Raw genomic sequence first — 25,313 nt, 5'->3', positions numbered from 1 at the left:
AATGTAATCGATTTTCGATATTTATTAGGAGAAATAATTGCGTAGATTAAATTTTTAAATATTTTTGCATATGAACTTTAAAACCGCCAAGATGATGACTAAATATAGGGTGTGTATGACTTTTATGTCCATTTTATTATTGCTATTTCATTTTGTGTTTCTGTTTTCTTGTGGAAAGCTACCGGAAAAAACATTTGCTTTTTCTGATAACCTGCGGATTGACTCTTTGGAACATATGGCTATGGATTCGATTTACCGGAATCCTCGATATGCTCATTCCGCATTGGATGAAGCTTTAAGTCTAACTAAAGATAGCGATAAATATTATAAATTACTTGCGGTTAAAAGCCAGATTTATTTTGCAAATAGTGTATATGATTCCGGGTTTGTTTTACATCGGTCAATTATAGATTATTGCGACCGTGTACCGATGTCTCCCAAGATACATGGACTCTTAGGGACGTTGAAAAATACGGTTGGCAATTATTATTCATTTTTGGATAAAACGGATTCGGCCCTCCTTTGCTATTCCGAGGCGTATCAAGAGATCCGGCAGAGTGAGATGGAGCATAAAATTCCGGATATTTATATCAATATAGCGGATATATATGCCCGGAAAGGAGCTTACGATCAGCGAGCCCGCTACTTTCGCCAAGCTCTTTTCGTGAGTGATTCATTGGGTATTATGGATCGGATGTCCTTTCCTATTTATTTTGGTTTGGGCGAGACGTATATGGAATTGAGGGACTTTGACTTATCCGATCACTTTTACCGTTTGGCGGAGAAAGAACTGGATTCTCGTAACTTGAGCGAGAAATTCACCTTTTGCAATAGCCGGGGAAATTACTATTATTACAAGGAAGAGTATGCGAAGGCGCTTCCTTGGTTCTTGAAAGCCCGTGAGGTGGTACGTCCTACTCATATGGATTTCTATACTAACGTATGCGAGATCAATTTAGGGGAGATCTATCTATGTCTGGATCAGTTGGATTCCGCTCGTTTTTATCTGGAAAAAGGGTTTAGGTACTTCCATACCTATAATAATAAGACGGCCTTGTACCATTTGACGACCTTGAAGGCTTCGCTAGCCTTAAAAGAGGGGAACTCCGGGCTGGCTTATCAATTGTTGAGGAGTTACACGGATACGGTAGGCATAGATCCCAAGATGGTAGCGATCCGTAATAAGAACTTGCAGAATTACTTCGCTACCACGGGCGATTTTAGGCGTGCCTATGAGTACCAAACGAAGAATAGCGTCATTGAGAACAATATTCGTAGCGAACGGACCCAGATGCGTGTCACCGAGATCGATATGCGTTATAGCCAAGATACGACTTTACTCAAGCGGGAGGCTATTATTAAACAACAGGCCGGCCGGATGGAATACTTGGAAATGAGCCGTTGGGTTTGGATCTTGCTTTTTGCGATCTTGTCGATCGTCAGCGGCATGGCTTATTACTTTATGAAACGTAAACGGCATGCCCAATGGTTAAGCCATATCGATCAGGTGACGAAGTTAAAGATGGAGAGTATTCGCAACCGTGTATCCCCTCATTTTATATTCAATATATTGAACCGGGAGATTAGCTCGGAGGAAGAAGGAAGTTCCCGCCGTACGCAACTTTCCGGATTGGTGGAGTTGTTACGTAGTAGTTTGGAGATCACGGAAAAGCTTAGTATCACGTTGGAGGAAGAATTACGCTTTGTCCGGACTTACTTGAATTTGCAGGCGCAAGGATTAGGGCCGGACTTCCGTCTGGAATGGAATCTCGATCCCTCCCTTGACACGGACGCAATCTATCTCCCGGCCATGCTGATCCAGATACCCGTAGAGAATGCCGTGAAACATGGCTTGTGTGCGATCGAGGGCGAGAAGCGATTATCTGTTTTCGTGGAGCGCGACGGGAAAGGCATCCATATCCGTATAGAGGATAATGGACCCGGGTATCGTCCGTTTACGAATGCGGGACATAACGGTACGGGGATGGGAACGAAAGTCCTTTACCGTACGATCCTATTGTTGAATAGGAGAAATAAAGAGAAGATCACCTATTCGGTCCAAAGCAAGGAGAAGGGGATGGGGAGCGGAACAATCGTCAGTTTCTTTATTCCGTTGGATTTTAATTACGCTTTCTAGGTATCGTGAATGTACGAAAGTAATCCGGGCCGTTTCCTCCGGATAGTGGATGGAAGCGGCCCGGATCGAATTGAATCGAATCGGTTGATTCGGGTTATAGTCGCTCAATGTCTTCAACAGAAAGTCCGGAGCATTGGGCGATAAGTTCGGAGTCAAGTCCTTGCTCCTTCATCTTTTGGGCTATCTGGAGTTTTTCCTCTTGACGGCCTTTCTCGATTCCTTTCTCGATTCCTTTCTCGATTCCTTTCTCGATTCCTTTCTGCATTCCTTTTTGCATCCCTTTTTGCATCCCTTCCTGCATGCCTTTTTCAATCCCTTCCGTTTGTGCGTAATCGATGGTCGCATACCAATCCCGATAATTCTTTAGGTTTTCCTCGTAGATCGCACGTTCTTTTTCGCTGAGTGAGTTGACGTTCGCCACGTCCAGCAAGCGAAGGAAGGTCTCCTGTTCCTCCTTGAAGGGAGATTGTTCAAATAGGTTCATATTCTTCAATGTATAAATCCAACGTTCGAAGGAGCTCTTGCACTCCTCCTTGCTTAAACTGAATAACGGGAACGATATGTAGATCTGCTTCATCTTGATCTCATTGAACACCTTTCCCGTCCTCTCGTTAGCGAGGACAACATCCGTACGGAAGTCTGTGAACTCCGGCAACTTGAAATTCAAGAAATAGACTCCGTAGATGGGTAGCAACCGATATTGCCATTGCTTGCCGATTTGTCCTTGCCGGGCCACCATGCGACAAAGATAATAAAAACCTCTGTTAAAGAAATAGTACTGGGGACAATTCTGCATCTCTAGGATGAACTTGGCCCCGGACACGTCCTCGCAGAGCAGGTCGAATATGATGGTACGGTTCTCGACAATCTCGGGCTTGATCTCCTTGTCGAGGTAGGTGATGTCCTTGATCTGTCGTTCGCCGGCTAGGGCGGCGTTAAGGAACTTGATGGTAACTTGCTTGTCTTGGAAGACAGCCTTAAATCCAGCATCAGTCATGATGTCTACGTATTGTGCCATAGTTAAATGGTTTTAGGTGATTACTGCTCCAAAGGTAAGGTTTATTTTCGTATCGCACATCCTGTTTATTGTATATTTCTTAAAAAGCAGATTCATGGTAGTCAGCTTTACTATTTATAGAAAGTACGATTAGTATTAATAGTAGTGCAAAATACTATGGATAGTAATCGGCTCCCATTTTGATCAATTTAAGATACCTTGTTTTTATATTTAGAAGTAAGATTTGCAACTGACCTGAAGTTCTTCCTATTTCGCATGGCATAACTGATATGCCTATCCCCATTGAGATTCTACTGCTTCGTAAGCTTATGGCTTGACAAGCCTTGGATTATACGTTTGTAGTATTCGCTATGATTGCATGTGAATGTTTGTATTTTGTATTTATTATGCGGTTATGGATGGATACAATATATAATGTACATGCGTACATTATATAATAGATAGAAACGGCTAGTATAAACGATCGATTCTTTTAGTCATTTGCAAAGGTACGCGTTTCTTCGATACTTGCAACCCTTCCGGGCTATTTTTTTATCACTTATCCTCTTTCTTATCAATAGGATAGGTTATCCTTTACCAAACAAGCGATTCCTTCAACGAACCTCCCGCTCAAGCGTCTAAAAAACGCAAGATCTAAACGATCGTTTAGACTAGTCGTTTTTGGGTAAAACAAGGGTGCTAAACGACGGGATGGACTTTAATTAACACTATTATTAATATTAAATTTTGAATTTATGAACAAAAAGATTACTACGCTTTTAGCTAGTGCTATGTTAGCGACTGCTTTTTCTGCGGGGGCTGTGAAGGTAGGAGATCAAGTATTGTTGAAAGGAGGCTCAGCTTATTTATCTGTAGCTACCCAGACAACTACTGCCGCTCAGTTCGGCCAAGTTGGGACTGTCTCTACTCTCTCTTCCTTGGATAACTTGAATCCTGCTACGTGGAAAATTTCCGCAATGAAGACTTCTTTAGGAAAGACTATTTATTCATTAGAGAATAAGGCTACTGGCTTGCCTTTGTCTTTTGATCCTGCTCTTGCTGTAAAGACAGCTCCTGCTACTTCTTCAGTTTTAACTTTAGGCGGTAGCGCTAATGAGTGGATTGTAGAGAACGGAGCATTGGTTTCTTACTTTAAGTCAGACTCTGTTGTCTATATTGCTCAAAATGGAAGCTCTTTCTATTTAGCCAAAGATAAGGCATCTAATTCTTCGCATGCTGGTGCGTTAGCTTTAGATATTAACGTGAATGATTTTCCTGCAAGTGTTCCTTTGGATAAAACTGCCTTGAATACATTGCTGAAATCTGTATCTAAAGAAGGCTCCTTTGGCTTGACAATGACTCCTACCGTATCTACAGGTGAGGCTAATCATCTTACGGATACCAAGCTAGAAGCTGAGACAGGTGTTCAGAACGGCTATGTAAAGTTGTATACCGGGAAGAAGGTAGACGATAAGAAGCAATATGTTGTAGTAGATACCGCTTATTATACGGGAACTGAGTCCGATAAGTTTGTCAAGTTCGCTTATGACGAGATGGATGCGAAAGGTCGTGATAAAGGTTCTTACGAATTTAAGTTTACGTACGATGCGAAGAATGACAAACTTCTTGTTCAAGTTTATAATGTAGCCTATCAGATTATAAAGAAGGATGGTACTACGGATGATCAATATAAAGCTGAGCTTGCGAAGGTCAATGGTGCTAAATGGCCGGCATCGGATGTTACGCCGACATCTGCTTTAAATACAAGTCTTGTCGATGTTTATACCGCCGGTACAGGACAATATGTTTATGTTCCTGATTTGGCCGGGAAGAGAGTATTGACAGTTCGCTACAACCAAACTCCGAGCATTAGCGATCAAAATGTTACTATCAAGATCGGTACGAACTTCTCTGGTTTGAAACCGACAACTTTGGCTGATGGTGTTTATTTGATCAAATACAAAACTACGGGTGGTAACACCAAGAGAGGTCAGAATGGTCTTTATGCGTTGGCTAACTTGGCTGGTGAATTTGGTTGGGCTGAACAAGCTGTTAACCAAGAGTTCAAGCATATGCCGGCTGCTCAATGGGCAATTGTGAAGAATGGAACTTCTTCTACGGCTCCTGTTACGGTTAAGAACCGTGAGTTCCCTGAGCTTTCAGAGAGCGCAGTAGCGTTGAATAATAAGACTGTTCAGTTGTACGCTGTTGATGGTAGCGATGACGTATTCTTCTACAATGGGACTGTCGCTGATACGCTTAGTGTAACAAAAGTAGAGGATAGCTTGGCTAAAGACTTGAAGTTAGGTTATCGCTATGTATCCGAGGATTCCGCTAAAGTCCAGACTTATGTGTTCAACTATTTGCATGGTTTGGCATTGGATAAATATTTGAATGTTGATGAATCTGCGGTTCGCGTTGACGAGAATGGTGAGAAGGCTAACTTCCGCTTGCGAATCGTCGCTAAGGATGATCACTACGGTGTAGGTGACAGCTTGGTAAGAAATGTTTACTATATTGAGAAAAACGGTGGTTATCTAACTTATAGCGAAAGTAGCAAGAAATATGAAATAGGTTCTACTCCTCAACCATTCTTCTTGAAAGAGAACAATTGCATTGATGGCAAGCATTACTATGCGTTGGTAGAGGCTAATATCAGATATTATAACGTTAATGCAGCTAATGCATTTTATGAGCCGAAGTATGCGGGTCTCAAGAATACTGATCAAGTTGAAGTAAATGGTGCAAAGGTTATAGTTCCTACATTGACAGTAAATAGCTCTTCCCCATTGTTCGATAAGGATGGAAAGTATTTAGTAGAAGATAATAGTAATATAGAGAAAGCTTATGCTTATAAGGCTAATAGCACTACTGGCATTATCGAATTGGCAGAGATTAGCTTTACGAATGGCCTTAATTCTTCTTACTATAACTCTAACGCCGCTCAAAACGGTAAGAAAGTTTCTGTTGATGATAACTCCTTGAACTTGACGCAAGGTTCTACAGATGACAAGTTTGAAAATGGTTTGAACCGTGAGATCCGTACTTCTGCCTTTGCGGTCGTAACAGATGACTCTCCATTGTATCGTCGTTTCAACAACACGGCTCTGGGCGAAAGCAATACAGATGCTTGCGATAGCTTGGCATTTGTAGAGAGCGTACGTGGTGAGTATTTGATGGATGAGTGGAATAAGAACTTGCAAGATAAGGTGGTTAACTACGCCGGTATCTGGAATCAAGGTAAGGCTGATGGAAAATTGTTCTTCCATATCGATACAGCTTGGGTAAATCGTGGTGCAGGTAACATCAAGCCTCAATATTTAATATCTACGGCTCACGTAGATGTACCGGGTACTCCGGGTGTTCCTTGTACATACGCTCACAACCACTACGACAATAATGGTAAATTAGTAGATGCTGCTCATTGTGGTCATGCTACTCCGGCTAACGCTGGCTATCACTATGGTAAGTATCTGGTTAACTTCTCCGATTCTGCACAGATCGTGATCGATCGTAAGGCTTCCGCTAATCCGTATATGTTGAGCACAAGCGGTAGCGTCAATAGCGCTTACACTCGCGTTGGCTTTGTTGAGGCGATCCACATGGGCGACAGCTTGTATGTATTGACGAATGGCTTCGAGAAAATGGCCCCGGCTGATTTGGATACGGCAGCGATCATCGCTAATTACAAAAAGGCAGGTTTGGAACGTTTCATTGTGAACTTGGCGGGTGATAACCATAAGAATGTTACTTGGTCGTTCCGTTATGTAAACCCGGATAAGGCAGGTAACGTGGCCGAGGAAGGTAATGATAACTCTTTCTTGATTGAGTCTAATGTTTATGCCGCAAATGAGACTTATCGTACGGTTAAGGGTGACAAGGATCGTGCGATCGCTCCGATAGACGCTGCCGCATGGTTGAAGATGCATAATGGTTGCTTGGTATTAACAGATAAGGCCGCTACATTCTCTTCTACGAAAACTGGTGGTGATGGAGCGTTGGTTTTCAATGTTCAACGTATGACAGAAGAGGATCAGTTCGTTACTTCTAATGACGAGATCGCCACTGAAGGCATCTCTATCGTAGCCGGTAACGGTACCGTAACCGTTCAAGGCGCAGCTGGTAAGTCTGTAGTTATCACGAATATCTTGGGTAAGGTAATCGCTGAGACCGTTCTTACCTCCGATAACGCTACAATCTCTGTTCCTGCCGGTATCGTAGCTGTGGCTGTTGATGGTGAGGAAGCTGTTAAGGCTATCGTTAAATAAGAATTTAACAAAATAAGATAATCATACAATTCCCGTGCGGGTATCGATCCAAGTAATCCGTGACGGATGAACAGGCGGGAGTTGGATTAATATTAATACTAAAGTAATAAATTAAGAGGTCCGTAAGTACCTCCGTGAGGAGGAAGTACGGATAAAGGAACAAGAGGATGCGTCGATATAATGTACGCATCCTCTTTAGTGTTTATAGCGGGTGTTGAGGATAAATCCTGCTTCTACTTGCAAAAGAGCGAGATAAGCAACGGCACGCTGATCTCGAGGATAATCCCGTGGATAATAGCCACAGGTACGATGCTCTTTCCGGAATACCGGCTGATAACCGGAAGGCAGACATCCATGGAATTAATCCCCGCCACGGATACCGGAGCGAATTTACCAAAGAAAGAGGCATACAACGGTGCCCCGAATAAAGCTAACATTTCCCGGATGATATTAGCCAATAATGCGATAGCCCCGAGTTGCGAAGCGATTTCTATCCCTGCCGACGCCTCTTTCAGTTGTACGATAAGCAAGGAGGATAAGGAATAATAAGCGAATCCGCTTCCTACAGCCATACAATCATATATATTCCACGAGGTCAATAACAAACTCGCCGCCGCAGAGAATACTAACGTGCCGATGATCGTAAAGAACGGCAGTAGCAAACTGGAAAACCGGATATCCTTTACCATCTTTCCTAATTCGGCGTTTGCTCCCAGGTTCAATCCTACTTGGATAACGAGAGCGTATAGCAAGAATTGCGGTAGTTTTTCGCAATACGTGGAGATAGTCGTGTTGGCGAAGGTTCCGCAAAAGATTCCCGCTGTGAAACATAAGATAACGATTAGGTTATTTTTCATTGAGACCTCCTTTCTTGATAAATAATTTATAAGCGATAAAAGATGCTACCAGACTTCCCAATACTCCGCAAATAGCTAGTATGGCAGCTTGTATTCCAAACTCACCAATATTATTCAGCAAAGATTGGTTGGCTCCTATGGTAATACCAAATATGAACAACATCGCGAAAATCGTATAAGAGATGGAATGTTCCAATCCCTTGAAAGCGGGGACGTGTCGGCATAAATAACCGACGCTTATCCCCAGACCTAATAGACCTAGAATGATAAACATAAGCATATTGTATTTTGAGATGCGCAAGACATCCTTTCCCCGGAAACGAAGCATACGAATACTCCCTCTTTTCCGCAGAAGTTAAACTTGAGTGCAATTAAGACCTAGATGTAGGTGTAAGAAGAGAACTATAAAAAGAAGTCCTCTCAAGAAGAGTATGAATGGATTTAGACAAAACCGCTGAACCAATGAACATGCACGATCGTGTTACCCGAGAAAGCTCGGGTATACCATCTTTTTGAGTTGTTCAGAAGCTTCTTGTTCATCTTATTTGTATCATTGTTTGATTTCCGGCGCAAAGGTAGTAATAAATTAGAGATTCTAAAACTTTTTCTAGGATCGGATATATAAGGGACTTGACTTGGATTTTGGATCTTTTTATGTACATTTGAGGTCCTACCCGCTATTGGGCCAACTAAAAACGGATAGAACAGATATGATTAAAAGAAAAGATTGGTTATGAGGAAAAGAATGATTTTAACAGCATTGGCGGCTGTCGCTATCCCTACGTTGTTGATGGCGGCGGATGAGGCGAGATTAATGCGCTTTCCGGCTACAAATGGTTCAGAGATTGTATTCTCGTACGCTGGCGATTTATATAAGGTCCCGGCTACAGGTGGTGAGGCACAGCGATTGACATCGTATGTGGGGTATGAGATGTTTCCCCGTTTCTCCCCGGATGGTAAGACGATCGCTTTTACGGGACAGTACGACGGTAATACGGAAGTGTACACGATGCCCTCTTCCGGCGGTGAGCCATTGCGTATCACTTACACGGCTACGAATAGCCGTGATGATCTGGGCGATCGCATGGGCCCGAACAATATCGTGATGACTTGGACACCGGACGGTAATGGTATTGTTTACCGCAACCGCATCAGCGATGGGTTCTCCGGTAAGTTATATACGGTAAATAAAGAAGGTGGCCTTTCCGAGGTGGTTCCCTTGCCCGAGGGCGGCTTTTGTAGCTATTCGCCCGACGGAAAACAATTGGCTTACAACCGGGTAATGCGTGAGTTCCGTACATGGAAATACTATAAGGGCGGTATGGCCGATGATATCTGGGTGTATAATTCGGAGAAGAAAAGTGTAGAGAATATTACGAACAATGAGGCGCAAGATATCTTTCCGATGTGGATTGGTGATGAGATCTATTTCCTTTCGGATCGGGATTACACGATGAACTTGTTCGTTTACAATACGAAGACAAAACAAACAAGTAAGGTGACGAACTTCACCGAGTACGACGTGAAATTCCCTAGCAGCTTCGGGAATACGATCGTTTTCGAGAATGGAGGCTATATCTATAAAATGGATGCGGCGTCGAAGGAACCGGAGAAAGTGAACGTAACCCTCGCCTCCGATAATGTCTACGCACGTAGCGAGATCAAGGATGGCTCCAAATATATCACGAGTGCCAGCCTCTCCCCAAAAGGTGAGCGTATGGTGGTGACGGCTCGTGGCGAGGTATTCAATATCCCGGTAGATAAAGGGGTTACGAAAAATATCACCCGTACTCCGGGAGCGCACGAACGTGACGCTCAATGGTCTCCGGACGGAAAACATATAGCCTATATCTCCGACGCTACCGGCGAGACCGAGCTGTATCTCCAAGATTCCGAGGGGGGCGAGCCTACCCAGTTGACCAAGAATAACGATACGTATATCCGTACTTTCCAGTGGAGTCCGGATTCCAAGAAGATTGTCTATACGGATCGTAAGAATCGGATCAATCTTTTGGACGTATCTAACAAACAGCTAACAACTATCTCACAAAGTCTGTTAGGTGAAGCCCGCAACGTAAGTTTCTCTCCGGATAATAATTGGTTGACTTATTCCCGTGTGTCCGATAATAATTTCTCGATCGTCTATGTCTACGATATCGCGGGTAAGAAAGAATATCCCGTGACCGATAAATGGTACGAGTCTTATTCTCCGGTATTCAGTACGGATGGCAAATATCTGGTATTCACTTCCGCCCGTGATTTCAATCCTACGTATAGCCAAACGGAATGGAATCATGTGTATAATAATATGGGTGGCGTATATCTGGCGTTATTGTCTAAGGATACCGCTTCCCCGTTTATGGAAACGGATGCGGAGGTCGCCATTGAATCTACCCCAGCGAAAGCGGATGCCTCTAAAAAGGACGAGACAAAGAATGAGGCTTCTACTCCGGTCGTAAAGATTGATATAGAGGGTATCACGGATCGAATCGTTAAGCTCCCCTTGCCGGGATCGAATTACTACGATCTTTATTCCGATGGAACGAACGTGTATTATTTCACGAAAGGCGGCATGAAGATGTTTGACTTGAAGAAACAGAAAGAGGAAACCGTTAGCGATGCCGCTATGATGGTTGATCCGGCTGGCAAGAAAGCTGTTTTCTTTAAGGACGATCAACTATTCGTAACCGATATACCGAAGGGTAAAGCGGATTTAAGCAAGCCGGTTAATCTGGCGAATATGAAGATCACGGTAGACTATACGAAGGAATGGGCGCAAATCTTCGATGAGGCTTGGCGTGCTTTCCGGGATGGTTTCTATCTGGAGAATATGCATGGCAAGGATTGGAAGGCGATCAAGGAGAAATACGCCGCCCTTCTTCCTTACGTGAAAACACGTTTGGACTTGAATTATATTATTGGCGAGATGATCGGCGAGCTGGGAGTAGGGCATGCTTATGTGAACCCCGGTGAGGTGGAAAGTCCTAAACGGGTATCGATGGGTCTGCTAGGTGCTGAGGTTTCTCGGGATAAGAGTGGTTTCTTCCGCTTGGAAAAGATCCTGCCGGGGGCTTCTTGGAGTAAGGAATTACGTTCTCCATTGACAGAGCCGGGTGTTGAGGCGAAGGCCGGAGAGTATATCGTCGCTATAGACGGAGTACCTACGAATAGCGTGAACGATATGTATAAGTTGTTGATCGGAAAGGCGAACGTTCCGACCGAGTTGTCTTTGAATAGCAAGCCTCAGTTGGCGGGCGCTCGTAAGATCGTAGTCAGTCCGTTGGCGGAAGAGTATTCTTTGTATCATTATAATTGGATCCAAGATAATATCAAGAAGGTGGATAAGGCGACGAACGGTAAGGTCGGTTATATCTATATCCCGGATATGGGGCCGGAAGGCTTGAATGAGTTCTCCCGCTATTTCTATCCGCAATTGGATAAGGAGGGTTTGATTATCGATGATCGTGCGAATGGCGGTGGAAATGTCTCCCCGATGATTCTGGAACGTCTGTCTCGTGAGCCGTATCGTTTGACGATGCGCCGGGGTTCTTCTTTGATCGGGACCGTGCCGGATGCCGTACAGGTCGGCCCGAAAGTTTGCTTGATCAATAAGTATTCCGCTTCCGATGGCGATTTGTTCCCGTGGGGCTTCCGTGCGCTTGGCTTAGGTAAATTGATTGGAACCCGTACTTGGGGAGGTATCATCGGTATTAGCGGCCCGCTTCCTTATATGGACGGTACGGATATCCGTGTGCCTTTCTTCACGAGCTATGATCCGAAGACGGGTAACTGGATTATCGAGAACCATGGTGTGGATCCGGATATCTTGATCGATAACGACCCCATCAAGGAATGGAACGGTGAGGATCAACAGTTAGACCGTGCTATCGAGGAAGTCATGAAACAATTAAAAGAACGCAAACCGCTAGCCCCTGTCCCCGCACCAAGGGACTGGAGCCATAAATAATGAGAGGTTATTTGTAGAGACGGGGCACGCCCCGTCTCTACAAATAAATAGTAAACGGATTAAAAACTAGTAATCTATCTATGGAACGATTCGCAGCCATTGACTTTGAGACCGCTAATGGAAAGCGGAGCAGTATTTGCAGTATAGGTATCGCCATATTGGAGGATGACTGGGTAGTAGATAGCATTTATACCTTGGTACGTCCTACCCCTAATTTCTATACCCGTTGGACTACGGCCATACATGGATTGACTGCTGAGGATACGAATGACGCGTTATGTTTCGAGGAGGCTTGGGAAAGCATCGCCCCGAAACTAAAGGATCTCCCCCTTGTTGCCCATAACAGTCCGTTTGATGAGGGATGCCTGAAAGCCGCCCACGAGGTGTATGACTTAGCCTATCCGAAATATCCCTTCTATTGCACTTGCCGTCTCTCCCGGAAGATGTACCCATTTCTGGTAAATCATCAGTTGCAGACAGTAGCCGCCCACTGCGGTTACGACCTTACCCGACATCATAACGCCATGGCCGACGCTTACGCCTGTGCTCATATCGCCCTTACGATGATGCGGGAAAAAGAGGTCGATACCTTGGAGGCACTTATGGCTTCCTGTTACTCTAGGTAACTATGGGGTGTTTTTCCCGGCTATTTTATCCACCACGACAGCGATAGCGCCATCTCCCGTCACGTTGCAAGCGGTGCCAAAACTATCCATGGCAATATAAAGGGCGATCATCAACGCTTGCAGTGTCTCATTGAATCCCAGCATACTTTGCAAGATACCCAAAGCGGCCATAATAGCCCCTCCCGGAACCCCCGGAGCCGCTACCATCGTAATTCCCAGCATCATGATAAATCCGCTGAAGTTGGAGAAGGTAACCGGTTCTCCCGCCATGATCATGATAGCCATAGCGCAAGCTACGATTTTCATGGTGCTACCTGCCAGATGGATCGTTGCGCAAAGCGGTACGGTAAAGATCGCTATATTCTCCCGTACGCCATTCTTGACAGCCTGCGCCAGTGTCACGGGAATCGTGGCGGCGGAGGATTGGGTCCCCAGAGCCGTAGCGTAGGCCGGTAACATATTCTTCAAGAGGCGGAGCGGATTCTTCCCGGCTATGGCTCCGGCTATCGTGAATTGGATCAATAACAATAATACATGTAAGACAAAGATGACTATGATAACCTTAAGGAACATCGTGATAATACTCATGACTTGTCCGCTCACGGTCATGTTCAGGAAGATACCGAAAATATGGAGCGGTAATAACGGGATGATAACCACCTCGATTAGCTTAATGATAATTTCCTTGAAATCCGTGAAAGAGTCACGCAGGGTGGTTCCCGCTATATTAGAAAGCCCTAGGCCAATCGTAAAGGATAGCAGCAAGGCTGTCATGACATCCATTAAAGGCGGCATATTTACCACGAAGTAAGGTGTCAGCATGAAATCTTCCGGATTCTCCATCGCCGTCAATTCCGTGTTGGTCGGTAGTATGTGCGGGAATATAGCCGATCCGCTCAGGAACGTGAAGAAACCCGAGAAGACTGTTGAACCGTAAGCGATCAAGGCGGTTATCAACAATAGCTTTCCGGCTCCTTTACCCAGATCTCCGATAGCGGGAGTCACCAGCCCCAATATGATTAGAGGGATGGAGAACGATAGGAAGTTGCCGAACAATGAATTGAAGGTTACAAAGATACGTGCGATTCCTCCCGGTAAAAACTGGCCGAACAATACGCCGGCGGCGATAGCGATAACGACTTTAGTTAACAATGATACTCTGATCTTCTTCATGGTGTTGCTTTATTTTGAAGCCAATGGCGGCCATCGTAATACTCATCAACGGACTGATCAGGTTAAAGAAGCAATAAGGAAGATACGTCAGGGTCGCTACGCCTAATATCGTGGCTTGCGTCATGCCGCAGGTGTTCCACGGTACCAGCACGGACGTTACGGTTACGGAATCTTCCGTCGTACGGCTTAACAGGCGACTCTCATATCCTTTTTTCTTGTAGATATCCTTGAACATATTTCCGGTAAGGATAATAGATATGTATTGATCGGCCGTAACGATATTCAAGAATAAACCAGAGAATACGGTAGACGCCACCATGCCGACCCTCCGTTTCATAAAGCGCAGGAATACGGACGTAAGGCTTTCCAGCATACCGCTGGCCGTCATGGAACCACCGAAGCACATGGCGCAGATGATCAGCCAGATCGTATTCATCATACCCGCCATACCCCGGGTGGCGACCAAGCTGTTCAAGGCCTCGTTGCCCGTATCGATTTGGGTACTCCCGTAGAATGTCATGAATAATCCCTTAAACAGGGAGGAGGCATCCGCTACCGACGCTCCCGCTACCTCTTGCAATAAATGAGGCTGGAAAAAGATCGCGAGCCCCCCCGCCATCGCTGTCGAGATAAACAAGGTGATCAAAGACGGTACTTTCTTGGCGATTAATATACCCGTTACCACCGGTACGATCAGTAGCCAGAGTGAGATATTAAAACTTTCGTTCAACGAGGCGGCGAACTCGGCTATTTGCCCGGATGCGTTCGAGGTATGCGTAAAACCCGCTATGGTAAAGATAATCAACGTGATCACCATAGACGGTATTGTCGTAAGCATCATATACCGGATATGGGAGAACAAAGGGGTATGCGTTACGGAAGAGGCTAATACCGTCGTGTCCGAAAGCGGTGAGATCTTATCCCCGAAATAAGCGCCCGAGATGATCGCCCCGGCTACCCACCCCGTAGCGAAGCCCTGTGCCTCACCGATACCCATCAAGGCGATACCGATCGTGGCGATGGTAGTCCACGAGCTACCGGTCATAACGGATACGACAGCGCAGATCACGCAACAAGAGGCAAGGAAGAAACTCGGATGGATGATTTGCATCCCGTAATAAATCAAGGTCGGGACGATACCGCTGATCATCCAGCTACCGGATAAGGCGCCAATCAACAATAGGATAATTATAGCCGTGGCCACTCCCAATATGTTTTTACATATCGCCTCTTCTATATCACGCCATTTGACTTTGCAGAAGATCATGGCCAAAAGGGAGGCGACCGCCGTGGTGGTAAGTAATACGACTTGGCTTCCGCCGCTCAACGCGTCGCTGCCAAAAGTGCGTATGGTTACAAACAAAAGAGCTACCAGCACGAGGATAGGCACTAGTGAAAGTAGAGGGGAGGGCATCTTCTTAAGATGATTTTCCATTGTTCATTCAGTCGCTTAAATAATGATGGTGCGAAAATACTAAAAATACCTTGAATAACGCTATGAATTATAGATTGATTTCCTTATTTCACAGTCTTTTGGACGATCTTATAACCGGTTGCCGCTATAAGAATGCTCATAAACGGGCTGACGATATTAAAGACGCAATAAGGGAAATAAGTCCAAGTAGATACGCCGAGGATTGTAGATTGCGTCATGCCGCAAGTCGTCCACGGGATCAGCACGGAGGTGACGGTGACGGAGTCTTCCGTTGTCCGGCTAAGCAGGCGGCTCTCGAATCCACGTTGCTTATATACTTCTTTAAACATTTCGCTGTTCAGGATGATGGCGATAAACTGGTCCGCCGTGCAGATGTTCAAGGATAATCCGGACACGACGGTAGAGGCGACCATGCTGGTACGGCCTCGCATGAAATGCAAGAAGATACGTGTGATGCTTTCCAGCATGCCGCTAGCGGACATGGCCCCGCCGAAACACATGGCGCAAATGATCAGCCAAATCGTGTTCATCATCCCGGCCATTCCCCGGGTAGAGACTAGAGAGTTCAGGGCCTCGTTGCCGGTCTGTATCTGCGTGCTGTCATAGAAAGTCATCAGCAGGCCTTTGATATAGGCGATAATTCCGCTATCCGTGATCCCGGAAATCTCCAATAAGGCGTTTGGCTGGAAGATCAAGGCGAATATTCCGGCGAGTATGGAAGAGGCGAAAAGCACTACGATCGAAGGTGTCTTCTTGGCGATCATGATTCCGGTAACGATCGGTACGATCATAAGCCAAGGCGTGATATGGAACGAGCCTTTCAAGGCTTCGGAGAAAGCGGCTATCTGGGACGCGTCCGCTGTCTCCCTCGAGAATCCGGCGATGCTGAATACGATCAGTGTGACGATCATAGAGGGAACGGTCGTATAAAGCATATACCGGATATGCGTGAAAAGGGGCGTGTCCGTTACGGAGGCCGCCAATACCGTAGTGTCTGATAACGGCGACATCTTATCCCCGAAATAAGCGCCCGATATAATCGCTCCGGCTACCCACCCCGTACTGAAGCCTTGCGCCTCGCCAATCCCGATCAAGGCGATCCCGATGGTGGCGATGGTAGTCCACGAGCTACCCGTCATAACCGATACGATACTGCATAGCAGGCAACAGGCCACGAGGAAGAAATCCGTTTGCATGACTTGCAACCCGTAATAGATCAAGGTCGGCACGATCCCGCTTACCATCCAACTGCCCGATAGGGTTCCGATCAATAAAAGGATGATGACGGACGGTGCGATCCCATAGATGTTACGGGCGATTTGCCCCTCGATATCTTCCCACTTGATCTTGCAATGAAAGACGGCGATCAAAGAGCAGATCGAGGTGGCTATCAATAATACGATTTGGCTGGCTCCTCCAAGGGAATCGCCCCGGAAAATATAGATGGCTACGGCCAGCATGATGACTAATGTCACTACGGGTAGTAAAGAGATCGCGATGGAGGGTGTCCGGGGCTTTTCTGCCATGGGTTTATTCACGTCGTTTGTTATTTATCATGGATAATCCGAATAAATTCTTTATACGGACTTGCCTTGTGTTATCGATTCTAATTAATTTCGCTGCAAAAATAAAAAAGGATTTGGATAGGAGGGTAACTTATGGTAGTAAATAATCGGTTAGGCTATTTATTTGTCTTTTTGGGGATGAGTATGGCGCTATATGCCCAGCGAAAGACGGAAGTGATCCGTTATGGCGATCTGGATCAGTGGGTGGTACGTAAGATCACGGAATCGGCTATTATCGGGAAGGAGACGAAGACACTTTACTGCGTTGGCCCTACGGATACGATTATCGGAAATAGACCTTTTGAGTCGAAAGCTTCGCCTTGGGGCAGTTCTAACGTGATGGCTAGGGTGAGCGGGATTACGAAAGCTAGCGTCAGTGTCTACCCCGAAAGACGGGATGAGGGGTATTGCGCACGGCTGGAGACGGGGATAGAATCGATCTCGGCGATGGGTATCATGAACGTGAAGGTGTTGGTCGGGGGATGCCTCTATCTCGGCCGTTTTCTGGAACCGGCGAAGAATTCTTCGGAGACGTGGGGACAGATCGTTTGCGGTATCCCGTTTCACCAAAAACCTACGTCCTTGTTATTCGATTATAAGGTGAAACTCTCCGGTGATCCCAATCGTATTAAATTGAGCGGTTTTAGCAAGAGATCGGAGGTAAATGGCATTGATATGCCTTTGGTGAATCTCTTTCTTCAGAAGCGTTGGGAAGATAAGGACGGGAACATATATGCTAAGCGTATCGGTACGCTGGTAATCCGGATGGATAAAAATACGGATTGGGTAAACGATGCCAATTTCACGATCTTATACGGCGATATCACGAAACGTAGCGATTATAAAGAATATATGGGGTTTCAACTCGGAGAGTCCGCTCGTTATAGTTTAAACAGCAAAGGTAAGAACGTCCCTGTCCAAGAAATCGGCTGGGGAACGGAGGACGATGAGGTAACCCATATGATCTTAGAGTTCTGTTCCAGTCACGGAGGCTCATACATAGGGTCTCCGGGAAATACCTTTTGGGTAGATAATATCCGGTTGGGATATTGAGCCTATTATCGTTGAAACCCTATGGTATTTGTCTCCGGTCTTGATACAGAAGCCAACAAATGAAGCGTAGCTTGTTTTATTCTATGGTTTCGTGATCAGAATATAATAGTCTGATATTAGCCTCTAATATTCTGAATCCACTCCCATGATCGTGCGGCATACCATATTTGGGGCCAGATTTATAGCTCCCGATTCTTATATCATACATTATCTTCCCATCGGTTAAGAGTGATATAAAACGCTCAAATGATGGCTCTGTATATATATCGGCTTTATTGAAGTAGAAGAGTTCCTTACCTCCTTCTTTTTTTGTTTGGGCAGTTACATATAATAAGTTCTTTAGCTTCTTTGTTAGTGCTTTTTGAATGTCTTGATAGGTGTAACCTACGCTACAATCTAACAGCTCTTTTGTATTTAAGTCAAATACTCCTATTAATATTGTCTTGGCGACAGGGTTGTTTAGGAGTTTAAAAGAATATTTCTTCATATATGTGTTATAGCTATTTGCAAACATAGACGTATGCAAGCTATTTATAGATGGTGCATCTTCATAAGGTGTTCCAAATTTATCTTTTAAATAAGCATTCGCACGTTTGGGAAATGAGGGGCTTTTAGTGAATAGGGTAACGTAAGAGCATGAAGCGCCGCGATGAGATTTTATTTCGAATCCAGCTAAATCGGGCTCGTCTAAATTGTTCTCGACAACTCCGATGTAATCTTCAAATGTTTTTCCAATCCCAGTATTGTTGGCTCTATTGCTTGGAACATATTCCAAGGATTTAACCTCTTTGAACTTTGAAATAATAAAATCCTTATTCTCCATAACGTATTATATTAAATATGAGTAAGTCAATAATATCTCTATCTTTGGAAAAATCTTCCTCTGATATGAATAGCTGTTCTATGGTAATGTTGAAATAGTGGCATATTTTATAGATCTGACTAAGGGTGTACTTATGTGGAAATTTAGGGCTTTCTATACTCCCGATTAAGCCCGGAGCCACTTCGAGGAGATTCGACAACTCTTTTTGGCTAACATTGTTGGCCTCTCTTAGCTCCTTTATCTTAAGGATGATTTCAAGTTGATACTCGGTCTTTCTAATCATTATTGTTATTTTTGCCCAAAAATATAGTTTTATATATGCTTATGTACTCACAATATGTGAGCAAATGAGTATATTTGCACTCACATAATATAAGTAAGGAAGGTATGTACAAAAGAACGATTGATAATAGGTGGAGCTTTAAGGATGCCGATACCAAAGAATTTACTCATTGCTATCATGCGTATCCTGCGATGATGATTCCCCAAGTAGCAAGAGCTCTAATAGAGGAATATAGGCCAGAGGATGGAGTTGAGCTACTTTTTGATCCATATATGGGAAGCGGTACATCGTTAGTTGAGGCTTCTATAAAAGGTATAAATGCGATAGGAACAGACCTTAATCCATTGGCTAGATTGATGAGCCATGTAAAAACAACCCATTATGATTTATCTTGTATCAGAGATACTTTTTCAATGATGCAAGCCTTGTTCTTTGAGTATTCTGAAGATAAGGTCAAGAATAAGAATTTCGATAATATTTCTAATTATACTTATTGGTATTCCAGAGATAGCCTTTTGCGCCTTTCTTATATTTATCAAGTAATTAATGAATGTGTGGCTTTAGATTTCGCTGATTTCTTTAAAGTTCCTCTTTCCGAGACTGTTAGAGAGGTGTCGTTTACGAGGAATGGAGAATTTAAGCGGTTTAGGATGAAGGAAGAGAAAATTAAAGACTTCAAACCGGATGTCTTTCGATTGTTTGAAGAAAAGGTTATAAGAAATATAAATGGACTTGAGGAGTTTAATAGTATAAAATATCCATGTAATATAGGTATCTATGACTTTAATAGTACTATAGAAATCCCTTCCGATATAATACAGCCGAATAGTGTTGATATGGTTGTAACCTCTCCGCCTTATGGCGATAGTAGAACAACCGTTGCTTATGGACAATTTTCAAGGTGGGCAAATGAATGGTTCAATTTTGAAAATGCTAAAACACTAGATAATCTCCTAATGGGGGGACGAGTTCAGAAAGAGGAACTTTTTGAGACTAAAAGCATTAAATCTGAACTGGACGAAATAAAGAGCATTGACCCAAAGAGAAATTTGGAAGTGGTCTCGTTTCTTAATGATTATAGTTGTTCTATAAAGAATGTCGCGTCTGTAATAAAGAGTGGTGGAGTCGTTTGTTATGTCGTAGGGAACAGAACGGTTAAGGGGGTTCAAATTCCATTAGATTACTTTACTGCTGAAATGTTTGAGAAGAATGGTTTTACACATATCGATACTATTGTTAGAGAAATACCTAACAAAAGGATGCCTTCCAAAACAAGTCCTACTAATGTGGCAGGGAAGAAGGTTAGTACGATGTGCAATGAATATATAGTCATATTGGAGAAGAAATAAGGAAAGAGGCTGTTTTATTTGACTGAATTGATAGCCAATGGCTCCTAGTGTCGAGTTCTTTCTTTTTGACAGTTTGTAATCTTAACGCCCGTAGAATCGATTATTGCGGGGGAATGTACAGTCTACTCTTAAATTTGAGTTAAAATATATTTAATCGCTTGTTGGATAGTTGGATATCAAAAGATGCTCTTTTGTTCTAGCGAAACTAGCTCATCCTAATTCCTATTTTATGGGATGAAAAACCTATCTCAATGGGTTACGATAGGGAAGTGACAGGGTTATGATGGTTATTCTTGATAGTTCACGACCCTATTCTTGACTATTCACGATGCCTAACGGCACTATTGGCGTTGCCAAACACGACCGATAGTGTAGGCTTTTGTCGATACTCGTGTGTAAAAAGTAGTACTTTGCCGCATAAAACGCCGCTTACAACCTCCTTTTTCTCATTATCTTGCCTCTTTTACGAATAGCCTATGTCACGATATGCGCTTTATTTCAGTCAAAAGGATTGTATGAATGCTGTTTTACTGACAGGGAGATTCGCGGGAAATAGTCTGTATTGGAAGTAAAATATAAATAGATAATTGAAAGTAGAAATGAATTGTTCTTTTAATGTACGCTCGTACATTAATGTGTAGTTAAATACGTTGATATTTGAGAATTTTTTATGGGATAGAAACGACTAGTTTAAACGATCGATTCTTTTAGTCATTTGCAAAGGTACGCATTTCTTCGATACTTGCAACCCTTCCGAGCTATTTTTTTATCACTTATTCTCTTTCTTATCAATAGGATAGGTTATCCTTCACGAAACAAGCGGTTCCTTCAACAAACCTCCCGTTTCGACGCTCAAAAAACGCAAGATTTAGACGATCGTTTAGACTAGTCGTTTTTAAATAGCGACGATTTGTTAAGGTCTTGAATGATATTTAATTAACACTATTATTAATATTAAATTTTCGATTTATGAACAAGAAATTTACAACGTTTTTGGCTAGCGCCATGCTTGTATCTGCTTTCTCTGTAGGTACGGTAGCGGCGTATGTCGGAACTCCAGTTGCTCCGCAAGCTACAATGGCTGCGGAAGAAACTCCGGATCCTAATGCGACGATAACGCCTAAAAAAGGGGAGGCCGTTTTGTTTCAAAACGGTTCTGAGGCGAAGTTCTTAGGTATCACAAAAGGAACGACCTTCGGTTATATTACAAAGGAGACTGGGACTTCTCAGTTTACATTGGAGAACTTAAACAAGGCTACTTGGACAGTTTCGGAGAAGAAGACCGTTTTAGGTCAAACGGTTTATTCTTTTGTGAACAAGAATACAGGCTTGACTTTCGCTGTAGATCCTTCTTTGGCGGCAGAGGCTGTTATGCAAGAAGACGGTGAAACGGTAGATGCGGCTAAAACCGCTAAGAAAGTTGAGGAGGCGGCCGTAGCCACTTTAGGGGGTAGCGCTACGGAGTGGGTAGTGAAAGATCTTGACGGCAGCGGCAAAACTTTGGTTTCTTATGTGGATGGTAATAAATATGTTTATCTGGCGACCAGATCGTCTGATGGCAAGATGATCTTGGTTAAGGGATCAAGTACTTCTTTAACGGGAACATCTGTATTATCTATCGGATTGAACCAAGGTAATATTCCGCAGGAGTTAGAATTAGGAGCAAAGGATTTAAATACCTTGTTGCAATCGGCAGTTGAAAACTCTTTCCGTTTGAATATGACTCCGGAGGTTACTTCTGGAAAGAAAAATCATTTGACGGCGACCGACCTTGTTGCGGAAGACGCTACTGAAGGCTATGTACTTTTACAGGCTAAAGACCAGAAAAAAGATGATGCGCAGTTGTATGTTGTTGTTGATACCACTTATTATGGCGGTACGGAAACAGATGGTTCCTTGCTTACTTATACGTATGATGCCTATGGGCCTAAAAACGACGATGGCTCTTTAAAGGATACGAAATCTATTACGGGTACCGTGGAGGGTGAATCAGTTACATATACAACTCTAAAGAACGGACGTTTGCAAGGCTCTTATAAGTATAAGTTTACTTATAATGCAGTAGATGACAAGCTTTATGTCCAAGTGAAGGACGCTATGCACCAAGTGCCTCGCAGAGAGGATGAGACAGATGCCGCTTATGCTAAAAGAATAAAGGACAGCTTTGATAATGCGAAATGGCAATCCGCTGAAAACGTAGTAAACGACAAGTATATTTATATGGCTAGTCTAGCCAGTGTAAATGTATTGTCATTGAATACGGATGAGACGGAAAAAGAAAAAACAGGTGTGGTAACTCAAAACGTAAAGATTACTATCGGTACGAGTTTCACAGGTTTGAAACCGACTACAATCCCCGATGGTGTTTATACGGTCCAGTTTAAGGCTAAGGCAGGAAATCCGAAGTTCGCCCAAAACGGTACTTATGCGTTGGCTAACCTTGCTGGTGATTTCGGCTGGGCTGATCAGGCTAAGAGACAAGATTTCAATCATATGCCGGCTGCTCAATGGGTGGTTAAAAAGAATGGAGTTTCTACTACGTCTGCGGTCACGATCAAGAACCGAGAGTTCAATGATTGGGGAGCTGATGCGTCTGCTGAAAGTGTTTTGCCTAAGACTTCAACCCAATTCTATGCGGTGGAAGGTAGCGGTGATGTCTTTTATTTCAATGGAACAATGCCCGATACATTGACCTTCACGAAGGTAGCGGACGAATTAGTCAAGGATACGAAGTTGGGTTATAAGTACGTAACCGCTAACGAGGCTATGGTGCAGACCTATACATTTAATTACTTGCATGGCTTGTCATTAGACAAATATTTATACACCCCGGCAGGCAAGGACTCTATCGTACGTGTAGACGAGAATGATGGCAAGTCCAATTTCCGTTTGATCTTGAAAGTCAAGGATGACAAATATGGCTATGAGAATGGCTTGGTAAGAAACGCTTACTATGTATCTGATGGCAAGGGACATTATATCTCTTATGACTCTGACGCTAAAAAGTATATGATGAAATCCGAGCCTACTTTGTTCTTCTTGAAAGAGAACAATTGCGATAATGGCAAGCATTACTATGCGTTAGTGAAGGCTGTGGAGCGTACGCATGCAGTTGGTGAGGGCTCATTCTTCACTTCTGATTATTTAGGTAAAGAGGTTAAGGAAGGTAAGATCGATGGTAAGGAGCTTGCTAAAGTGAAAGACGAAGAAAATACGCTTCTTTACGACAAGGATGGCTATCGTTTAATTAAGGACAACAGCGAGATCAAGAAGGCTTATGTGTATACGTTGAATGAAGATGAAAGTAAAGTCATATTTGACGAGATTGAATTAACTTCAGTTGCTGAACAAAAACACAAATCAACGGATTATGCTACTGTCAAGGTTTCTGTGGATGATAACACGTTGGATTTGACGGAAGGAAAGTTGAATGATAAGTTCGATGATGGCACTGACAATGAGATCCGTACTTCCGCTTTTGCGGTAGAGGTTGACAACTCTCCATTGTATCGTCGTTTCGACAACGCCGAGTTGGAAGAGAGCGAGACAGCTGACAGCTTATTCTTCGTAGAAAAGATCCGTAAGGAATACTTGATGGATGAGTGGAATAAGAACTTGACAGATAAGAAGGTTGATTACGCTGGTATCTGGAATAAGGAGAAAGCTGATGGTAAATTGGCGTTCATCGTTGATACCGCTTGGGTAAACCGTGGCGCTGGCAATATCAAGCCTCAATATTTGGTGTCTGTAGCTCGTCAGGATCAAGCCGGTACTCCGGGTGTTCCTTGTACATATGCTCATAATCATTTCGACAACGCCGGAAATCCTGTAGAGGCAGATAAATGCTCACATGCTACTCCTGCTAGCCAAGGCTTCAACTACGGTAAGTATTTGGTAAGTTTCGGTGACTCTGCCCTTATTAAAGGCAAGGAATACAAGACTCCGTATATGGATATTGACGGTGGTTATACTCGCGTTGGTTTCGTAAAGGCTATCCACGCAGGCGACAGTTTGTTCATCTTGGTGAATGATTTCGCTAACATGAAACCGGAAGAGTTGAATGTTGAGACAATTATCAAAGCTTATGAGAAAGCTAAGATCAACGAGACATATATTGTAAACTTGCGAGGCGACAACCATAAGAACGTAACTTGGTCATTCCGTTACGTAAATCCGGATAAGGCCGCTCAAGCTTACGAGGATGGTAAAGAGGGTGAGAACAATGAGTTCATGTTCGAGTCTAACATTTATTCCGAGACTGCTGACGCTGCTGTTACGGGTAATAAAGGTAAGGCTACTGCAGGTTACAAGGAAGTTAAGGCCGGTTCCATAGCTCCTCAATATGCCGCATGGTTGAAGATGCAGAACGGTTGCTTGGTATTAACTCGTGGTGATTCAGAGTTCAGCGCAGCTAAGACTGGTTCTGACGGTGCCTTGATCTTCAACGCATATCAGAAGACTGATGCTGAGGATATGGTAACATCTATCGAAGGCGCTAACGCTGAAGGCGTATCTATCGTAGCCGGCAACGGTACTGTAACCGTTCAAGGCGCAGCCGGTAAGTCTATCGTTATCACGAATATCTTAGGTAAGGTTGTCGCTGAGACTGTTCTTACCTCCGATAACGCTACAATCGCTGTACCTGCCGGTATCGTAGCCGTAGCTGTTGATGGTGAGGAGGCTGTAAAGGCAATCGTGAAATAAGAAATAAACGAAATAAGATAATCATACGATTCCCGTGCGGGTATCGATCCAAGTAATCCGTGACGGATGAACAGGC

The 25,313-nt window shown here is 43.9% G+C and carries 15 protein-coding genes; 7 read left to right on the top strand and 8 right to left on the bottom strand.

The features are described 5' to 3' along the window. Window positions 1-70: 70 nt before the first annotated feature. A complete protein-coding gene (locus tag DW205_RS03670) occupies window positions 71-2,137 on the top strand; it encodes a histidine kinase (RefSeq protein WP_005866523.1) in 2,067 nt (688 codons plus the stop codon). Between the two features lie 94 nt (window positions 2,138-2,231). On the opposite strand, the gene DW205_RS03665 is transcribed toward DW205_RS03670, so the two are convergent. Further along, a complete protein-coding gene (locus DW205_RS03665) occupies window positions 2,232-3,155 on the bottom strand; it encodes an Rpn family recombination-promoting nuclease/putative transposase (protein ID WP_008778489.1) in 924 nt (307 codons plus the stop codon). Between the two features lie 734 nt (window positions 3,156-3,889). Between DW205_RS03665 and DW205_RS03660 the strand changes: the two genes are divergently transcribed. Beyond that, the gene (locus tag DW205_RS03660) at window positions 3,890-7,402 is read left to right on the top strand and encodes a DUF6383 domain-containing protein (protein WP_005866527.1); all 3,513 of its coding nucleotides are present in this window, start codon (window positions 3,890-3,892) and stop codon (window positions 7,400-7,402) included. Between the two features lie 233 nt (window positions 7,403-7,635). Here DW205_RS03660 and DW205_RS03655 read toward each other — a convergent pair whose 3' ends face one another. Then, entirely contained in the window at window positions 7,636-8,259 is a 624-nt protein-coding gene (locus DW205_RS03655) for a lysine exporter LysO family protein (protein WP_005866530.1), read from the bottom strand. After that, a complete protein-coding gene (locus DW205_RS03650; RefSeq protein ID WP_172718840.1) occupies window positions 8,249-8,533 on the bottom strand; it encodes a LysO family transporter in 285 nt (94 codons plus the stop codon). The genes DW205_RS03655 and DW205_RS03650 overlap by 11 nt, the downstream gene beginning before the upstream one ends. 459 nt (window positions 8,534-8,992) lie before the next feature. Here DW205_RS03650 and DW205_RS03645 point away from each other — a divergent pair, with 459 nt between their 5' ends. Both DW205_RS03645 and DW205_RS03640 read left to right on the top strand, forming a co-directional pair. Continuing rightward, on the top strand, window positions 8,993-12,226 hold the full coding sequence (locus tag DW205_RS03645) for a S41 family peptidase (RefSeq protein ID WP_005866533.1): 3,234 nt from the start codon (window positions 8,993-8,995) through the stop codon (window positions 12,224-12,226). 80 nt (window positions 12,227-12,306) lie between these two features. After that, a complete protein-coding gene (locus DW205_RS03640) occupies window positions 12,307-12,852 on the top strand; it encodes a 3'-5' exonuclease (protein WP_005866535.1) in 546 nt (181 codons plus the stop codon). Here DW205_RS03640 and DW205_RS03635 read toward each other — a convergent pair whose 3' ends face one another. The 3 genes from DW205_RS03635 to DW205_RS03625 all read right to left on the bottom strand — a co-directional run bounded on the left by DW205_RS03635 (window position 12,853) and on the right by DW205_RS03625 (window position 16,986). Continuing rightward, window positions 12,853-14,025, bottom strand: coding sequence for a dicarboxylate/amino acid:cation symporter (locus DW205_RS03635; RefSeq protein ID WP_005866537.1), 1,173 nt, complete (start codon window positions 14,023-14,025; stop codon window positions 12,853-12,855). Further along, on the bottom strand, window positions 13,994-15,460 hold the full coding sequence (gene nhaC / locus DW205_RS03630) for a Na+/H+ antiporter NhaC (protein ID WP_005866539.1): 1,467 nt from the start codon (window positions 15,458-15,460) through the stop codon (window positions 13,994-13,996). Before nhaC ends, DW205_RS03635 begins: the two co-directional genes overlap by 32 nt. Window positions 15,461-15,543: 83 nt before the next feature. Then, the gene (locus tag DW205_RS03625) at window positions 15,544-16,986 is read right to left on the bottom strand and encodes a Na+/H+ antiporter NhaC family protein (protein ID WP_005866541.1); all 1,443 of its coding nucleotides are present in this window, start codon (window positions 16,984-16,986) and stop codon (window positions 15,544-15,546) included. A 132-nt stretch (window positions 16,987-17,118) separates the two neighbouring features. Here DW205_RS03625 and DW205_RS03620 point away from each other — a divergent pair, with 132 nt between their 5' ends. After that, window positions 17,119-18,078: a PCMD domain-containing protein gene (locus DW205_RS03620; protein WP_005866543.1), complete on the top strand. Its 960-nt coding sequence runs from the start codon at window positions 17,119-17,121 to the stop codon at window positions 18,076-18,078. A gap of 76 nt (window positions 18,079-18,154) precedes the next feature. Here DW205_RS03620 and DW205_RS03615 read toward each other — a convergent pair whose 3' ends face one another. Both DW205_RS03615 and DW205_RS03610 read right to left on the bottom strand, forming a co-directional pair. Continuing rightward, on the bottom strand, window positions 18,155-18,901 hold the full coding sequence (locus DW205_RS03615) for an MvaI/BcnI restriction endonuclease family protein (protein ID WP_005860943.1): 747 nt from the start codon (window positions 18,899-18,901) through the stop codon (window positions 18,155-18,157). Then, complete coding sequence (locus DW205_RS03610; protein WP_005860945.1) at window positions 18,891-19,184, bottom strand: helix-turn-helix transcriptional regulator; 294 nt, start codon at window positions 19,182-19,184, stop codon at window positions 18,891-18,893. Before DW205_RS03610 ends, DW205_RS03615 begins: the two co-directional genes overlap by 11 nt. A gap of 104 nt (window positions 19,185-19,288) precedes the next feature. Between DW205_RS03610 and DW205_RS03605 the strand changes: the two genes are divergently transcribed. Further along, window positions 19,289-20,533, top strand: a complete 1,245-nt coding sequence (locus DW205_RS03605) for a DNA methyltransferase (protein ID WP_005866545.1) — start codon at window positions 19,289-19,291, stop codon at window positions 20,531-20,533. A gap of 969 nt (window positions 20,534-21,502) precedes the next feature. Beyond that, the gene (locus tag DW205_RS03600; protein ID WP_005866547.1) at window positions 21,503-25,237 is read left to right on the top strand and encodes a DUF6383 domain-containing protein; all 3,735 of its coding nucleotides are present in this window, start codon (window positions 21,503-21,505) and stop codon (window positions 25,235-25,237) included. Window positions 25,238-25,313: the final 76 nt, after the last annotated feature.

This window comes from Parabacteroides sp. AM17-47, assembly GCF_003434625.1.
Classification (GTDB): Bacteria; Bacteroidota; Bacteroidia; order Bacteroidales; family Tannerellaceae; genus Parabacteroides; species Parabacteroides distasonis.
Note: the sequence above shows the minus strand (reverse complement) of the source record. Positions and strands in the feature narration are given on the sequence as shown.

Coding starts and splice junctions, on each gene's coding strand:
- DW205_RS03670 (WP_005866523.1), top strand. CDS start 71: ATGAACTTTAAAACCGCCAAGATGATGACTAAATATAGGGTGTGTATG.
- DW205_RS03665 (WP_008778489.1), bottom strand. CDS start 3,155: ATGGCACAATACGTAGACATCATGACTGATGCTGGATTTAAGGCTGTC.
- DW205_RS03660 (WP_005866527.1), top strand. CDS start 3,890: ATGAACAAAAAGATTACTACGCTTTTAGCTAGTGCTATGTTAGCGACT.
- DW205_RS03655 (WP_005866530.1), bottom strand. CDS start 8,259: ATGAAAAATAACCTAATCGTTATCTTATGTTTCACAGCGGGAATCTTT.
- DW205_RS03650 (WP_172718840.1), bottom strand. CDS start 8,533: ATGTTTATCATTCTAGGTCTATTAGGTCTGGGGATAAGCGTCGGTTAT.
- DW205_RS03645 (WP_005866533.1), top strand. CDS start 8,993: ATGAGGAAAAGAATGATTTTAACAGCATTGGCGGCTGTCGCTATCCCT.
- DW205_RS03640 (WP_005866535.1), top strand. CDS start 12,307: ATGGAACGATTCGCAGCCATTGACTTTGAGACCGCTAATGGAAAGCGG.
- DW205_RS03635 (WP_005866537.1), bottom strand. CDS start 14,025: ATGAAGAAGATCAGAGTATCATTGTTAACTAAAGTCGTTATCGCTATC.
- nhaC (WP_005866539.1), bottom strand. CDS start 15,460: ATGGAAAATCATCTTAAGAAGATGCCCTCCCCTCTACTTTCACTAGTG.
- DW205_RS03625 (WP_005866541.1), bottom strand. CDS start 16,986: ATGGCAGAAAAGCCCCGGACACCCTCCATCGCGATCTCTTTACTACCC.
- DW205_RS03620 (WP_005866543.1), top strand. CDS start 17,119: ATGGTAGTAAATAATCGGTTAGGCTATTTATTTGTCTTTTTGGGGATG.
- DW205_RS03615 (WP_005860943.1), bottom strand. CDS start 18,901: ATGGAGAATAAGGATTTTATTATTTCAAAGTTCAAAGAGGTTAAATCC.
- DW205_RS03610 (WP_005860945.1), bottom strand. CDS start 19,184: ATGATTAGAAAGACCGAGTATCAACTTGAAATCATCCTTAAGATAAAG.
- DW205_RS03605 (WP_005866545.1), top strand. CDS start 19,289: ATGTACAAAAGAACGATTGATAATAGGTGGAGCTTTAAGGATGCCGAT.
- DW205_RS03600 (WP_005866547.1), top strand. CDS start 21,503: ATGAACAAGAAATTTACAACGTTTTTGGCTAGCGCCATGCTTGTATCT.